Annotated in this window: 15 protein-coding genes; 4 read left to right on the top strand and 11 right to left on the bottom strand. The window is 68.1% G+C overall.

Annotated features, from left to right (window positions below):
- Positions 1-616: 616 nt before the first annotated feature.
- The 4 genes from ACP96_RS14655 to ACP96_RS14640 form a co-directional block, all read right to left on the bottom strand.
- Positions 617-1,162, bottom strand: a complete 546-nt coding sequence (locus ACP96_RS14655; protein WP_050023567.1) for a DUF1684 domain-containing protein — start codon at positions 1,160-1,162, stop codon at positions 617-619.
- Positions 1,163-1,240: 78 nt separating this feature from the next.
- On the bottom strand, positions 1,241-1,942 hold the full coding sequence (locus ACP96_RS14650) for a helix-turn-helix domain-containing protein (RefSeq protein ID WP_050023565.1): 702 nt from the start codon (positions 1,940-1,942) through the stop codon (positions 1,241-1,243).
- Between the two features lie 133 nt (positions 1,943-2,075).
- Positions 2,076-2,354 carry a DUF7521 family protein gene (locus ACP96_RS14645; RefSeq protein ID WP_050023563.1) on the bottom strand — a complete coding sequence of 93 codons (279 nt, stop codon included), beginning with the start codon at positions 2,352-2,354 and terminating at the stop codon, positions 2,076-2,078.
- The gene (locus ACP96_RS14640) at positions 2,351-2,746 is read right to left on the bottom strand and encodes an ArsR/SmtB family transcription factor (protein WP_050023560.1); all 396 of its coding nucleotides are present in this window, start codon (positions 2,744-2,746) and stop codon (positions 2,351-2,353) included. Before ACP96_RS14640 ends, ACP96_RS14645 begins: the two co-directional genes overlap by 4 nt.
- Positions 2,747-2,845: 99 nt before the next feature.
- Here ACP96_RS14640 and ACP96_RS14635 point away from each other — a divergent pair, with 99 nt between their 5' ends.
- From ACP96_RS14635 to rnhB, 3 genes are all read left to right on the top strand, one after another.
- Positions 2,846-4,480, top strand: a complete 1,635-nt coding sequence (locus ACP96_RS14635; RefSeq protein WP_050033867.1) for a potassium channel family protein — start codon at positions 2,846-2,848, stop codon at positions 4,478-4,480.
- Between the two features lie 121 nt (positions 4,481-4,601).
- Positions 4,602-4,973, top strand: coding sequence for a 30S ribosomal protein S8e (locus tag ACP96_RS14630; protein ID WP_050023558.1), 372 nt, complete (start codon positions 4,602-4,604; stop codon positions 4,971-4,973).
- A gap of 70 nt (positions 4,974-5,043) precedes the next feature.
- A complete protein-coding gene (rnhB, locus tag ACP96_RS14625; protein WP_050023555.1) occupies positions 5,044-5,754 on the top strand; it encodes a ribonuclease HII in 711 nt (236 codons plus the stop codon).
- 16 nt (positions 5,755-5,770) lie between these two features.
- On the opposite strand, the gene ACP96_RS14620 is transcribed toward rnhB, so the two are convergent.
- The 6 genes from ACP96_RS14620 to ACP96_RS14595 all read right to left on the bottom strand — a co-directional run bounded on the left by ACP96_RS14620 (position 5,771) and on the right by ACP96_RS14595 (position 11,309).
- A complete protein-coding gene (locus tag ACP96_RS14620) occupies positions 5,771-6,523 on the bottom strand; it encodes a TMEM165/GDT1 family protein (RefSeq protein WP_050023553.1) in 753 nt (250 codons plus the stop codon).
- A gap of 187 nt (positions 6,524-6,710) precedes the next feature.
- Complete coding sequence (locus ACP96_RS14615; protein WP_050033866.1) at positions 6,711-8,300, bottom strand: preprotein translocase subunit SecD; 1,590 nt, start codon at positions 8,298-8,300, stop codon at positions 6,711-6,713.
- Entirely contained in the window at positions 8,300-9,181 is an 882-nt protein-coding gene (gene secF, locus ACP96_RS14610) for a protein translocase subunit SecF (RefSeq protein WP_050033865.1), read from the bottom strand. The genes ACP96_RS14615 and secF overlap by 1 nt, the downstream gene beginning before the upstream one ends.
- 118 nt (positions 9,182-9,299) lie before the next feature.
- A complete protein-coding gene (locus ACP96_RS14605) occupies positions 9,300-9,770 on the bottom strand; it encodes a DUF5812 family protein (RefSeq protein WP_050033864.1) in 471 nt (156 codons plus the stop codon).
- Between the two features lie 92 nt (positions 9,771-9,862).
- Positions 9,863-10,618 (bottom strand): DUF2064 domain-containing protein, encoded by a 756-nt coding sequence (locus tag ACP96_RS14600; protein ID WP_050033863.1) that lies wholly within the window; start codon positions 10,616-10,618, stop codon positions 9,863-9,865.
- A 94-nt stretch (positions 10,619-10,712) separates the two neighbouring features.
- Entirely contained in the window at positions 10,713-11,309 is a 597-nt protein-coding gene (locus tag ACP96_RS14595; protein WP_050033862.1) for an NUDIX hydrolase, read from the bottom strand.
- 159 nt (positions 11,310-11,468) lie between these two features.
- Between ACP96_RS14595 and ACP96_RS14590 the strand changes: the two genes are divergently transcribed.
- Complete coding sequence (locus ACP96_RS14590; protein ID WP_050033861.1) at positions 11,469-12,875, top strand: ATP-binding protein; 1,407 nt, start codon at positions 11,469-11,471, stop codon at positions 12,873-12,875.
- Positions 12,876-12,987: 112 nt separating this feature from the next.
- Here the strand turns inward: ACP96_RS14590 and ACP96_RS14585 are convergent, their stop codons facing one another.
- The gene (locus tag ACP96_RS14585; RefSeq protein WP_050033860.1) at positions 12,988-13,350 is read right to left on the bottom strand and encodes a hypothetical protein; all 363 of its coding nucleotides are present in this window, start codon (positions 13,348-13,350) and stop codon (positions 12,988-12,990) included.
- Between the last annotated feature and the right edge of the window lie 16 nt (positions 13,351-13,366).

The raw sequence follows: 13,366 nt of genomic DNA, 5'->3' as shown, positions 1-13,366 counted from the left end.
AACGGTTTACACACCTCAGTGACCGATCCGTGAATCGCTCAGTACAGACGTAGTGGCCATAGACTGCGGGAGTACGTGTATCAATTCGGTTGATCGGTTGTTTATAAGCGATCGAGTGGTGTTGCTGTCGGCTGTTTATAAGCGACTAGCGACACCTCGATGAAGATCTCCAAAGCCCCAGCCGCGACGACTCGCGCGGCTCGGTGCGCTCCTCGCTCAGTCGCTGACGCTCCTTCGCTGCGGTGCTTCCGTCGCCGAGCTTCGTCCTCGCGGCTGCCCCTTTGAGTCCCGCCCCGCACCGCTTCGCACAGCACCTCACACCTCCCCAGCCTCGTCGCTGGCGCCGGCGGCGCCAGCGACTCCCTCGCACCGTCGGCTCGCGGCCCGGTGGGCCGCTCGCCGGGGCGCGCCACCGCACCGCTTCGTTCATTTATAAGCGACTGCTCTCTCGCTCACCCCTTTTTAAATACGCTATTGCCACCACCGATCTGCAATACTCACTCCCGTAATCGATCAAGAAGCAGGTCAATTCTGACGGCCGATTCATCTAATAACAGGTGAAATCAAACCCCTGCGAATAGTTCGATGACACCCTCGTCTACTTGAGGTCTCCCAACTACTCGATGTCCGGCGTCTTCTCACCCGCGGGGACGACGATCTCCAGCCAGTTCTCCTCGGGCGGGAGCGGACAGGAGAACGTCTCGCTGTACGCGCAGAAGGGGCTGTACGCGAGGTTGAAATCGATCGTCACCGCGTCGCCGTCGGCGAGTTCTCCCTCCGGTTCCAATTCCATGTACCGCCCGTTGTGATACGTCTGCTGGCCCGTCGTCTTGTCGCGGAAGGGAACGAATATCGCCCCCTCGTCGCCCTCTTGCTGGTAGCCCGCGAGGGTGTGTTCCTCGCCGCGGATCTCGAACGCGAAGGTGACGATCCGGAGGTAGCGCACCGGATTGCTCGCGGTGGTCTCCATCTCGACCGGCTCGGGGTCGTCGTGGACGGTGACGGTCGCCTCGACTCGGTAGTCGGGGTCCGGCTCGAAGTAGTCGAGCCCGTCGAACTCGTCGCGGTGCTCGGGCGGGATCGGCGACTGCGGGTGGTCGGCGAAGAACTCGTCCTTCTCGCGGCGGTTCGCGCGGAGCCGCTCGGCGTAGTCGTCGCTCATGTCCGGGGGGAGGGCCGCCGGGGGTTTCAGGGTCGCGGTCTGGCGCCCGTTCTTGACCGACTCAGCCGCGCGGACACCTCACAGCGCCTGCAGGTCGGCCAGACAGTCGTCGAGGTCCCGGTTCGAGATCGCCAGCGAGAACCCGTCGACGCGGGCGAGGTCGGCGGCGTGGTCCCACAGGTCGCCGTCCTCGATCCCGTGGAGCACGACCGCGTTCGGCGTCGGGCTCACGACCCGCAGCGCGACCAGCGGCGACTCGCCGCGCGTGACGCGCGTGAACACGAGCGCGCGGTTCGTCGACTGACCGTACAGCCGGTAGAACTCCTCGCTCGACAGGCGGGTGATCGCCTCGATCGAGTTGATGACGGTGTGGCCGTTGACGTGGTCCTGCTCGCCGCGGACGATCTCCGTCGCGTCCATCGCCTCGTAGAACTCCTCCAAGGGGACCGCCGTCGAGTACTCCCGGAGGTCGTGGACGATGTCGCTCTCGAACCCGGCGGAGAGCACCCGCGCGTACTGGCGGAGCCGCCCGCCGCCGCGCCGCTCGTCGATGTCCAAGAGCCCGTCGACGGTCCGCCGGACGACGCCGATCCCCGGGCTCTCGCGGCGCCCGCTCTCGTAGTCCGAGACGACCGACGAGGAGACGTCGAGCTGGTCGGCCAGCTCCGTCTGGGAGACGTCGAAGTCGGTCCGCCACTTCCGGAGGGTCGCTCCGGGGTCGTCGCTGAGCGTTATCTCGCCGGCGATCCGGCGGGAGAGCTCCTCGCGTGCGTCGCTCATTACTCGATCCGAGGACGGAAAGCCGCAAAAGGCTACCGAAATAGGGGTTCGTCGAACGTCGACAGCGCGACTGGAACGGCGAGGGAGCGACGGGAGACGTGGGTGGAGGGAGTTCGCGGCCGTCCCCCTCGCCTCACTCCACCGTCAGCGAGTAGACGATGACGCCGAAGCCGACCGCCGTCAGCAGGCTGTTGATCGCGATCCCGACGGCGAGACTCGATCCGATGATCTGGTGAGAGACGCCGCCGATCAGCGCCCCGACGGTGACGATGCCGAAGCCGATACCGAGCGCGCGCAGCGAGGGATTTCCGGTCCGACCGTAGGCCCTGAGCGCGTAGTAGGTGATGCTGCCACCGAGCACCAGGATGGCGGTCTTTGCGACGATGACGAACAGGTTGATGTACGTATTCATGTTTCCTCTCGAAGCTCCGACCACAGGTCGGCCAGCCGTTCGTCCCGGGTGCGCTCCGGGCGCGTGAACTCGATATCGAACTCGCGGTCGTTCTCCTCGCTGTCCGCCTCGTCGAGCGAGACGGTTACCGTCTCGAACGAGACCGAGTAGCGGGTCGTGTGTTGCCCGTCGCGGCGGATGTCCGTCGACTCCGACAGCAGGGACGCCTCGGTGAGCAGCTCCAGCTTCCGGTAGGTCGTCGACAGGGGGATGTCGCACTCCTCCGAGATGTCGCTCGCCGTCTTCGGCTCGGAGAGCGCGGACACGATCCGCCGCGCGTCGTCGTCTGCGAGCGCGTCCAGCACGTCGTCGACCGACGGCGGATCCTCCTCGCCCGGCGGGTCCCGCACCATACGTGTCCGTTCGCCCCCCGGGACTTAAACCATCGAACTTCGGGTCGGACGTCGCGGAACGCGTCCCGTTTTTGTATGCGGATATCGTATCCGGAGAAAATGGACTCGTGGAAGCGGCGGGTCGCCGGGTACTCCGCCTTCGTCCTCTTCGTGCTGATCTTCACCGCGGTCGTCTACCGCTACGGGATGCGGGTGTACGAGGGCGACCCGCGCACCATGATCGAGGCGCTGCGCTTCTCGGTCGAGATGTTCACGACCACCGGGTTCGGCGGGGACTCACCGTGGGAGAGCCAGCAGCTGAACGCTTTCATCGCCGTGATGGACCTGATCGGGATGGTGCTCCTGATCGGCGCGCTTCCGGTCGTGGTGACGCCCCTTCTCGAGGAGGCGTTCGCGACGACCGCCCCCACGTCGCTGGAGGATGACCTGTCGGGCCACGTCGTCGTCTGTTCGGACACCTCGCGGTCGGCGACGCTCATCGAGGAGTTCGACTCGAGGGCGATTCCCTACGTGATCGTCGAGCCCGACCCCGACCGGGCGGTACGGCTCCGCGAAGCGGGACGGACGGTGATCCGGGCGGACCCGGAGTCGACGGCGGGGCTGGCGGCCGCGAACCTCGCCGACGCGCGGGCGCTGGTGACCGACGTTTCCGACCAGGTGGACGCGAGCATCGTGCTCGCCGCGAAGGAGCTGTCGCCGGACGTGCGTGTCATCAGCGTCGTGGAGGACACCGACCGTGAGCGGTACCACCGACTCGCCGGCGCGGACGAGGTGCTCTCGCCGCGGTCGCTGCTCGGCGAGAGCCTCGCCGCGAAGGTCACGACCGCGCTGCAGACGGACCTCGGCGAGGCGGTCGCCATCGGCGACTCCCTCCAACTCGCGGAGGTGTCCGTCCCGCACGGAAGCTCGCTCGCCGGTTCGACCCTCGCCGACAGCGATATCGGCGAGCGCGTCGGCGTCAACGTGATCGGCGCGTGGTTCAACGGCGAGTTCGAGGCGGCGCCGCCGCCGGACGCGACCCTGTCGGCCGGGACGGTCCTGCTGGTCTCCGGGCGGACGGACCAACTGGAGCGGTTCGTCGATCTGACGAACTCCGCCACGCGCCGGTTCGGCGCGGGCGAGACCGTCGTGATCGGATACGGACAGGTCGGACAGACCGTTGCCGAGGCGCTCGCGGACGCCGACCTACCCGTCACGGTCGTCGACTGGAAGGACGGGGAGGGCGTCGACGTGGTCGGCGACGCGACCGACCCGGAGACCCTGCGCGCCGCCGGCGTCGAGGGGGCGCAGACGGTCGTGCTCGCGCTGCCGGACGACACGACGACGGAGTTCACGACGCTCGTAGTCCGGGATCTGGCGCCGAACACGCAGGTGCTCGCCCGCGTCGAGGAGGCCGCGAGCGTCCGGAAGATGCACCGGGCGGGCGCCGATTACGTGCTCTCGCTCGCGACCGTCACCGGGCGGCTGTCCGCCTCCACCGTCATCGAGGACCGGGACGTGCTCTCGCTCAACCAGCAGATCGAGGTCGTCAGGAGCCGAGTTCCCCGGCTGGCCGGGAAGACGATCGGTCGGGCGAACGTCCGCGAGGCCACCGGCTGCACCGTCATCGCCATCGAACGCGACGACGAGACCGTGACCGATATCGGCCCCGACACGCAGATCCAGTCGCGTGACGAACTCGTCGTCGTCGGCACCGACGAGGGGATCCGGGAGTTCGAGCGGCGGTTCGCGTAACCGATCGGGAGACCCGCGCCGCGCGTGACGGGGCGTCCCGCCCGCCACGCCGCCGGTCTCGGCGTCGAAGCCGCCGAGGCGAGTCGAACGCTTCAAGTATTCGCTGGGTGTTCATGGCTGTATGAAAGACCAGGGACGCTCCACGCGCAAGCGGACGGGCGGCCGACTCAAGCACGCCTCGAACAAGAAGCGCCACCAGCTCGGCCGCGAACCCGCCGAGACGACCCTCGGCGAGACGCGGGTCCAGTACATCGACTCCCGCGGCACCGAGAAGAAGGTCCGCGCGCTCGCGACGAACGTCGCGCAGGTCGCCGACGGCGACGAGGTCAGCGAGGCCGACATCGAGAACGTCGTCGACAACCCTTCGAACGTCAACTACGCCCGCCGGAACATCATCACCAAGGGCGCCGTCATCGAGACGTCCGCGGGCCGCGCCCGCGTCACCTCCCGCCCCGGCCAGACCGGACAGGTCAACGCGGTCCTCCTCGACTGAACGGCTTCGCGTTCGCCCGCCGTCGACCGCTTTCTGAACCTATTTACCCGTCCGAGCCGACGAGCGACGCGTGTACCTCGGCGTCGACGAGGCCGGCAAGGGCCCCGTGCTCGGACCGATGGTCGCCGCGGCGGTGCTCGGCGACCCGGCGGACCTCCCGGCCGACGCGGACGACTCGAAGCGGCTCTCCCCGAACCGGCGCGAGGCGATCGACGCCGCGACGCGAGCGGCCGACGCCGTCGCCGTCGGCGTCGCGTTCGTCGAGCCCGACGAGATCGACCGTCCGGACACGGACATGAACACGCTCACCGTGCGCGGACAGGCGCGGGCGATCCGGACTGCGCTCGACGGCGACGACGACGGTGTCTCCAACCTCGACGAACCGGTCCGGGTCGTCGCCGACGCGGGCGACACCAGCGAGGCGCGGTTCGCCCGACGACTCGGGGAGTTCGTCGCCGATCCCGACTCCGCCGCTAACGACACCGATCTCCCTGCGGTCGACGTGTCGGCTTCCCACGGCGCCGACGAAGACGACCCGATGGTCGGGGGCGCGAGCGTCGTCGCGAAGGTCGCCCGCGACGCGCGGATGGCCGAAATCGACGCCGACTACCCTGCCTACGACGGGATCGGGAGCGGCTACCCGAGCGATCCGGCGACGCGGGAGTTCCTCCGGGAATACGTCGACGACCACGGCGACGTGCCCGACTGCGCGCGGCGCTCGTGGGCGACCTGCGACGACGTGTTGGCGGCCGCCGAGCAGTCCGGGTTAGACGAGTTCTAGCGGAACCCGAGCGGGCCTAGAGCAATCCCGACGCGGCCGCGGTCACGGCCTCCATGAACGTCTCCCAGACGGAGAACCCCGTGGCGATGGAGAGTACGGTGTCGATACCGAAGAAGGCGAACAGCACCGCGGACGCGAGGTGCGCGCGCCGCATGTCGAACCGGTGGGCGAAGGTGTGGAAGAAGTACGCGTTCGCGAGGCTGATCGGGATGATCGCCAGCATCTCGCCCAGCCAGATGGCGGAGGTCGCACCGTACTGGACCGCCAACCCGATCGTCACGAGCTGGGTCTTGTCGCCGAACTCCCCGGTGGCGGTGAGCACGAATATCGGCAGGAAGCCGCCGAACGACCCGGCGTAGCGGTCGAGCGGTCCGGGGAGCGTCACCGAGTCCAGCGCTGCGAGGGTCGCGTCGCTCGGCTCCGGGTCCGATTCCGACTCGGCCGCGCCCGGGTCACTGTCGCCGTCGTCGGACGCGCTCCGCTCCGGTTCTCGGTCCGGCATCGACCGGTACAGCAGGTACGCGAAGACGAAGAACAACGCCGCGGTCACGGCGTCGAGCACGACGCCGGGCAACGCCGACTGCAGGGCTTGGCCGAAGGCGATCTCCACCGCGGTCCAGCCGGCGAACGCCGAGCCCGCGGCGGCGACCACGACTTTCGGATCGTACCGCGTCGACAGCGCGGCGATCATGAACTGCACCTTCTCGCCCGGCAGCACCGCGAGCTGGGCGACGAACGCGACGGCGACGATCTCGGGATACGGGGTCACGTCCGAGCCCCCACGGGTCTCCTCGACCGTGACGGCCGCGGCTCCGGGGCGGCGCGCGTCGGTCTCGTCGCGTCCGAGTGGTCGTGGGTCACGTGTTTGAACCGATCGCGGGGCGCGGAGCGGCGTTCCCGTCCCGCGAGGTGGGACGATCGCGGAGGGAAGTCGCCTCGGTTCCCGCGTCGAATCCTCACCGAATCGTCAGCAGGCGACGCAGGATGTCGCCGTACGCGGGGCGGGTGATCAGGACGCCGATCAGGACGCCGAGGATGGTGAAGATCGCGAACCCGGAGAGGTCGCCGAGCGACAGCACCATCAGCGGCGACATCGCGATTATCGTCGTTGCCGCGGCCGCGCCGATCACCCAGAAGGCGCGGCGGAACCGGGAGTTGAACACCTTTCGGGAGTTCACTTCGCCCTCGCTCATCACCTCGTCGGCGATGATCACGAGGTCGTCGACGCCCGTCCCGACGACCGCGATGAAGCCGGCGATCACGGCCAGCTCGAGGGGATAGCTCAACAGCGCGGCGATACCGAGCAGCGCGTACACCTCGGCGAGCGCCGTGACGATCATCGGCAGCGCCACGGCGGGCTCGCGGTACCGGAGGAACACCATGCCGGCGACAGCGAACACCGCGAGGAGGCCGGTCACCAGCGAGTAGTTCTTGTAGTTCTCCCCTTGCGTCGCCGAGATGGAGCGCGAGGTCCCCTGCCCGCTGATGTCGAGTTCCGCCGGGAGCGCGCCGGCGCGCAGGTTGATGGAGATGGTCTGCGCCTGACTGAACTCGCTCGTCGTGAGCCGGAAGCCGCCGTCGGTGGCCCACGAGCCGCTCGCCATGCTCTGCGCGAGGTCCGAGTCCATCCCGAAGGAGTTGACGACCTCGCCGTCGACGGTGAGCAGGAGGCACGGCTTGCTCACGTCGTCCGGGTTCTCGCCGTAGTCGCACCGGTCCTGGTTGGAGCTGTACGCCTCGGCGAACCCGCGGTCGGCGACCGCCTGCTGGAAGCCGTGGGCGGGCGACTGCTCGCCCTCCGGCGCGGTGTTCCGGACAGTCACCGGAACGTACGCGCCGGTCCCCTGATCGCTCTGAGCGGCGGTGCCGATGTCCTCGAAGTGGTCCTGGATCAGCACCTCTTCCTGGATCGCGGTCCCGTTCTCGGTCGGGTACGCGATGTCGATCTGGACGGTCCCGCGTTCCTCGAGGAGTTCGATCACGTCGCTCCGGTCCTCGCCGGGCACTTCGACGAGGATGAAGTACTCGCCGGTGAGCGACTGGACCTGTTGGACGCTCCCGCCGGAGAGTCCCGCCTCGTTGATCTTGCCCGTGATGATGCTCTGCGCGACGTCCCGGGTCTCCTGTGTGACGCCGGAGCGAACGTCCTCGTAGGCGTATCCGGAGGCGTCCATCGCTGCGCGGAACTCCGATTCGGAGACCGACGCGTCGGTGACCTCGACCGCGTTCTCCTCGGCGACGGCCCCGACGTCCCGGGCCGAGACGCCGTCGAGTTCGTCCGCGACGGCGCGAGCGACGTCGTCCGGTTGGTCGCCGTCGAAGTCCACCTCGGTCGCGGTGTAGCCGAGCAGCGGCGCGCGGACTCGCGTCCCGCCCGCCAGATCGAGACCGTACTGGAGGTTCGTGACCCCCTGTTGGGCCTCGGAAGCGTTCTCGCCGGGAGCCGTCTGTGGACCGAACTGCGGCGCGAAAAGCGCCACCGTCGCGCCGATCACGACGACGACTAAGAGCAGGATCCGCCAGTTGTTCTTGACGGGTTCGAGCATCAGCGTTTCACCCCCTCGAACTTGTACCAGCGAAGCAGCGAGACGTTCAGCAGATACGTGTTCATCAGGTCGGCACAGAGCCCGACGGAGAGGATGATTCCGATGTTACGGAGGAGATCGACACCGAACAGCGACGCGACGATCGCCATGACGATCATCGCCGCCATCGACGTGAGCGTCATCGTGACACCGGTCCGCATCGCGCGGTGCACCGACTCGTAGAACTCGCCGGTCCGGCGCAGCACGGAGTTGTTCAACAGGATGTCGGAGTCGACGCTGTAGCCGATGATCATCAGGAGCGCCGCGATCGTTCCGAGCGTCATCTGGATCCCGAGGAGGTTCATCACCGCGACGGGGACCACCAGGTCGGAGAACGCCGACGCGACGACCGCGATCGACGGGACGAACGTCCGGAACAGCGCGAACACGAGCACGCTCATCCCGAGGAACGCGAGCGCGACGCCGAAGATCGCGGTCCGGGCCGTGTCGGACGCGAAGCTGGGGGACACCTGATCGATTGCGTTCGTGGACAGTCCGGCCTCATCGGCCTGCGCAGACAGGTCGTTGGCCAAGCCCTCCGGGTCCTCGTCGGCCGCCCGGAACGTCACCACGTACACGTCGTCGGCGGGGATCGACCGGACCGAGTCGGGCTGCCGGTCGAACGCGGTCTCGATCTGCTGTTCTACGTCGTCGCCGTCGTCGGCGATCCGGAGCTCCACGCCGCCCGTGAACTCCAACCCGAGATTCGCCGGCGCACCCGTGACCAGGTACCACCCGCCGATGATCGCGAGGGCGAGAACGAGGACCGCGAGCGGGATCGCCACGAGCTGCCGGTTCGAGTACTCGGTGTAGTTGACCTCCGGTACCTCGGTCGCTATCATAAATACCGCTTCCTGCGCGGGCGTGAATAAGCCTTCTTACTCACCTGCGGGTCCGTCCCGCTCGTCTGCGGGTCACCCCTCTCTGGGCCAGTCCGCTGGCTCGGTTCCAGTACCGCGCTCAGGGCATGTACCGCACGCTGACCACGCCCGGTTCCGACCGGACCTCGACGCGGTTCACGCCGAGCCGGGCCGCCCGCGAGAGCGTCGCCTCGCGGTCGTCGATCACGTCCGCGACCGCGTCCGCGGTGTCCTCCTCCGGCGGCGTTAACACGTGGATCTCGCCGACGCCAGCGCGTTCCTCGCGGGCGAGTTCGCCGGTCTCCGTCTCGGCCGCGAGCTCGCGCTCGTGGACGGTCGGGGGCTCGTCGCTCTCCTCGATCGAGAGGGACCGGCGCTCGGCGACCTCGACGACCTGATACGTGACCTCCATCGGCGGGTCAGGGGCGACGGTCGCCTCCACGGCGTCGTCGACCGCGAGCCCGGGGTTCGAGCTCAGCGTGTGCACCTGTCCGTCGTGGACGTCTTTCAGCACCGCGGAGTCGCTCTCGACGTGCGTGACGAGGAACGTGCTCTCCTTTTCGTCGGTCATTACCAGTCGTAGGCGGCCGAGCCTTTTCCGGGTTTCGAGCCGCGCTGCTCGGGGTTTCGAGCCGCGTTCGTCTCGAACGCCGGGTCGGCGTGTCAGTCGCGGATGACCCGCGCGTCTCCGTCCTCGACGACCACGTCCAGCCCGTGTTCGTGGACGAACGCGGCGGTGTAGTCGGGGACGACGCGCTCGGCGGCGAACCGGGCGCGGAGGACGGGGACGGCGTCGAGCAGGTCGTCGCCGTCGACCATCGAGGGGGACGACGCCAGGAACTCCACGTCGAGGTCGGCATCCGCGCCGCGGGCCGCCAGCGTCGGGAGGCTCGGGGCCTCGAACGCCCCGTCGAAATCGATCGGCGCGGTGAAGCCGGCGAAGTAGATGCGCCCGCGGGTGGAGGGACCGAGGACGACCTCGTTCGTTCGGAGCTTCATCGCGGCCGAGTCGATGACGGTCCGCGAGAGCAGCGGCGCCTGCGGGGTGACGATAGCGACGGAGTCGGCGTTCTCCTCGCGGAGCAGGTGGGTGACGGTGTTGCCGGCGCGCGCGCCGAACGACGACCCAACCTGTCGCTCGAATCGGACCTCCTCGGTGCCGCCGAGGGTGTCGGCGACGAGCGTGCGCAGCTCGGCCTCGGGGCTCGTGTCGGTGCGGTGCTCGGCGGGGAGGTCGTCGTCCACGGGGAAGTTCACGAGGAGCTCGCCGCCGGAGCGGTCGACCGCGAGGACGGCGTCGCGGAACAGCGCCTCGTACAAGTCGGCGGCCTCAGCGGTCGAAAGCGGCGTCGACTCCGCGATCCCGGTCGCGACGAGCCCCTCGCGGGGCGGCTTCGCAAGCACGGCGACGACAGTCATGTCTCGAACTGAGTCGCCCGCGCGCCTTCAAGTCGCCGCTTCGGTCGCTCCGGTCGCGCTCTCGGAAACGAACGGTCCGCCGCTCGGGGGCCGTTCAGGAAAAGTCGCGTCGCATCGCGATCTCGAACCACGGACACAGACGGAGCTGCCGGTACAGGGACGGGTTCTCGTGGAGGTGCTCGTAGTCGACCCACAGCATCCCGCCGATTTCGTCCTCGTCGGGATCGAGCGAGGCGTCGTCGAGGGTCACCTTCAGCACCGAGCAGACCTCCCACTCGACGCCCTCGTTGGGGTAGTAGCGCTTGTACTCGAACTTGTCCGTCACCCGGAGGTCCGCGTACTGGTCCGGGGTGATCCCCAGCTCCTCCTCCAGGCGCTGTTCGGTCGCGTCCTCCTGCGACTGTCCCTCGACCGGGTGAGAGGCGACCGTCCCGTCCCAGTGGGCGTCCCAGAGCCGCTTGTTGGGCGCGCGCTGGGCCAGCAGGATCCGGTCGTCGGTGTCGTACACGAGGCAGGTGAACGCCCGGTGGCGGATCCCGTCGCCGGTGTGGGCATCGAGCCGGTTCACCGTCCCCTGCTCGACGTCGTCGGGGTCGACGGCGATCACGTCCTGCAGCGCGTTCTCGTGGTCCGCGTCGGGGTCGGCCTGACCGGCGGAACCGCCGGCCGCGGCCGCGTCCTCGGAGCTCATGCCAAGTAGGTCGATCACCAGGGCTAATAAGCGTTCGATACGGCGTCCGCGCGATCGGCAGGTGAATCGGCGGGTCGCATCCCCCTGCGGCGTCCCTCCGCCGCCGTTCGCGGCCGCGGTCCGACGCGCTTAACCGCGTCCCGCGGCTACGTCGCGCGGATGAGTGACCCGGCGCTCGACGTCGTCGAGTTCGTGTTGACGACGCACCTCTACACCGAGAACCGCGACCTCGACGAGAACGACCTGCCGCCGCGCTTCCGGCAGGTGTTCTGGTCCGACGACGCCGCCGACGACGCACCGGGCGGCGTCGAGCGGCCGCTCAAGGCGACGAGCGAGACGACCCGCACCGCGACGGGTGTCGACCACCCGTGGGACGCCGTCTCCGACCTGCTCTTCACCCAACGGACGGAGTTCTCCGGCGAGATCTCGCTGACCCAGCCGGCGATGGCGCTGGAGTGGTACCGCGACCACGCCACCGACGATCGGATCGCCGAGAACCCGACGATCGTCGCCGCGCTCGAGCTCGCGGAGGACCTCGACGCGCCCGTGACTCACGAGGACGCGCGCGACAGCGTCCGGCCGATCCAGGCAGACCGCGTCTGGATCGACGCCCTGCTGGAGGAGTACTTCGACGAGGACGAGGACGGCGAGATGCTCGACCTCGTCAACGTGCAGGCCCCCGAGGAGATCGAGACGACGCTCGCCGACCTCGTGCTCACGGGCGACCAGGAGGGCGAGATACAGAAGATCGTCAAGGCCATCGAGCACCGCGAGTACCTCGCGAGCATCGGGCTCCGCGAGATCGGGAAGCTCCTGTTCGTGGGTCCGCCGGGGACCGGCAAGACGACCGTCTCGCGAGCGCTCGCCCACGAGCTCGGCATCCCCCTCGTCGAGGTGAAGATGTCGATGATCACCAGCCAGTACCTCGGCGAGACAGCCAAGAACGTCGAGAAGACCTTCGAGGTCGCCAAGCGGCTCTCGCCGTGTATCCTCTTCATCGACGAGTTCGACTCGGTGGCGAAGACGCGGCGCTCCGACGAGCACGCCGCGTTAAAGCGCGCGGTCAACACCCTCCTCAAGTCGATCGACGAGGTGTCGCTCGTGCGCGACGAGGTCCTCCTCATCGGCGCGACCAACCACCCGGACCAGCTCGACGCGGCCGCGTGGCGCCGCTTCGACGAGATCGTCAACTTCCCCAAGCCCGACCGCGACATGCGCGCGGACATCCTCCGGGTCGTCACCCGCGAGATGAAGATCGCCGACTTCGACCCCGACGAGGTCGCCGACCGGACGAGCGGGCTCACGGGATCGGACCTCCGGATGGTGCTCCGCGAGGCCGTCCTCGGCGCGCTCACGGAGGACCGGATGACGATCACGCAGGAGGACGTGATGGAGGCCGTCGAGGACTTCGAAGAGCGGGATAACCTCAAGAATATGGATATGATCGACGGGGAGGGTGCGGAGGTGCTCGGCGAGACGGACTCGGGCGAGCAGGACCATACCCACGACGACGAGGGCGACGGCGCCGCCCACGATCACGGCGCGCACAGTCACTCGCACGACTGACGCGGAGGTCTGAGCGGACCTTTTTGAGGGAACGTTGGGCGGTGATTCAATCGGTCTGGTTTCGGTCAGTACAGAACGATAGTGGACCGATCTGAACAAGTTATCCGGGCAGTCAGTCAGCGTCTTCCGACTTCTCAGTAGTCGTCTGTCTAACCGGGAATATCTCCGTGTCGGGTGCGTCGAACGGACTGTCAGGTCCGGTGAGCCACGCGGAGAGGTAGACGACACAGGCGGCGACGACAGCCGGCAGCAGTTGGACTGTGAAGACGCCGTAGACAACTGTGACAGCGATCGTAGCGCGGGTGAGCGTGTGGCGTTCGGCGTCGCCGTAGTACACCAGCACCGCGACGACGAGCGCTGAAAGCAGGAATCCCGCTCCGATTAGGACTCGGGCCATGACTATCGAATACGCGAGTCCACAGACGCCAATCAGCACCAACGCCGCAACGATATAACCGCGCTTCAGGGAGGGCATGGTGACCCCGTTTCGT

The sequence above is a fragment of the Halorubrum halophilum genome (genome assembly GCF_000739595.1).
Lineage (GTDB): Archaea > Halobacteriota > Halobacteria > Halobacteriales > Haloferacaceae > Halorubrum > Halorubrum halophilum.
This window is presented reverse-complemented; position numbering and strand designations above follow the sequence as displayed.

Bases quoted from the DNA above. Each gene is read 5' to 3' on its own strand.
- ACP96_RS14655 (WP_050023567.1), bottom strand. From the start codon at position 1,162: ATGAGCGACGACTACGCCGAGCGGCTCCGCGCGAACCGCCGCGAGAAG.
- ACP96_RS14650 (WP_050023565.1), bottom strand. From the start codon at position 1,942: ATGAGCGACGCACGCGAGGAGCTCTCCCGCCGGATCGCCGGCGAGATA.
- ACP96_RS14645 (WP_050023563.1), bottom strand. From the start codon at position 2,354: ATGAATACGTACATCAACCTGTTCGTCATCGTCGCAAAGACCGCCATC.
- ACP96_RS14640 (WP_050023560.1), bottom strand. From the start codon at position 2,746: ATGGTGCGGGACCCGCCGGGCGAGGAGGATCCGCCGTCGGTCGACGAC.
- ACP96_RS14635 (WP_050033867.1), top strand. From the start codon at position 2,846: ATGGACTCGTGGAAGCGGCGGGTCGCCGGGTACTCCGCCTTCGTCCTC.
- ACP96_RS14630 (WP_050023558.1), top strand. From the start codon at position 4,602: ATGAAAGACCAGGGACGCTCCACGCGCAAGCGGACGGGCGGCCGACTC.
- ACP96_RS14615 (WP_050033866.1), bottom strand. From the start codon at position 8,300: ATGCTCGAACCCGTCAAGAACAACTGGCGGATCCTGCTCTTAGTCGTC.
- secF (WP_050033865.1), bottom strand. From the start codon at position 9,181: ATGATAGCGACCGAGGTACCGGAGGTCAACTACACCGAGTACTCGAAC.
- ACP96_RS14605 (WP_050033864.1), bottom strand. From the start codon at position 9,770: ATGACCGACGAAAAGGAGAGCACGTTCCTCGTCACGCACGTCGAGAGC.
- ACP96_RS14600 (WP_050033863.1), bottom strand. From the start codon at position 10,618: ATGACTGTCGTCGCCGTGCTTGCGAAGCCGCCCCGCGAGGGGCTCGTC.
- ACP96_RS14595 (WP_050033862.1), bottom strand. From the start codon at position 11,309: ATGAGCTCCGAGGACGCGGCCGCGGCCGGCGGTTCCGCCGGTCAGGCC.
- ACP96_RS14590 (WP_050033861.1), top strand. From the start codon at position 11,469: ATGAGTGACCCGGCGCTCGACGTCGTCGAGTTCGTGTTGACGACGCAC.
- ACP96_RS14585 (WP_050033860.1), bottom strand. From the start codon at position 13,350: ATGCCCTCCCTGAAGCGCGGTTATATCGTTGCGGCGTTGGTGCTGATT.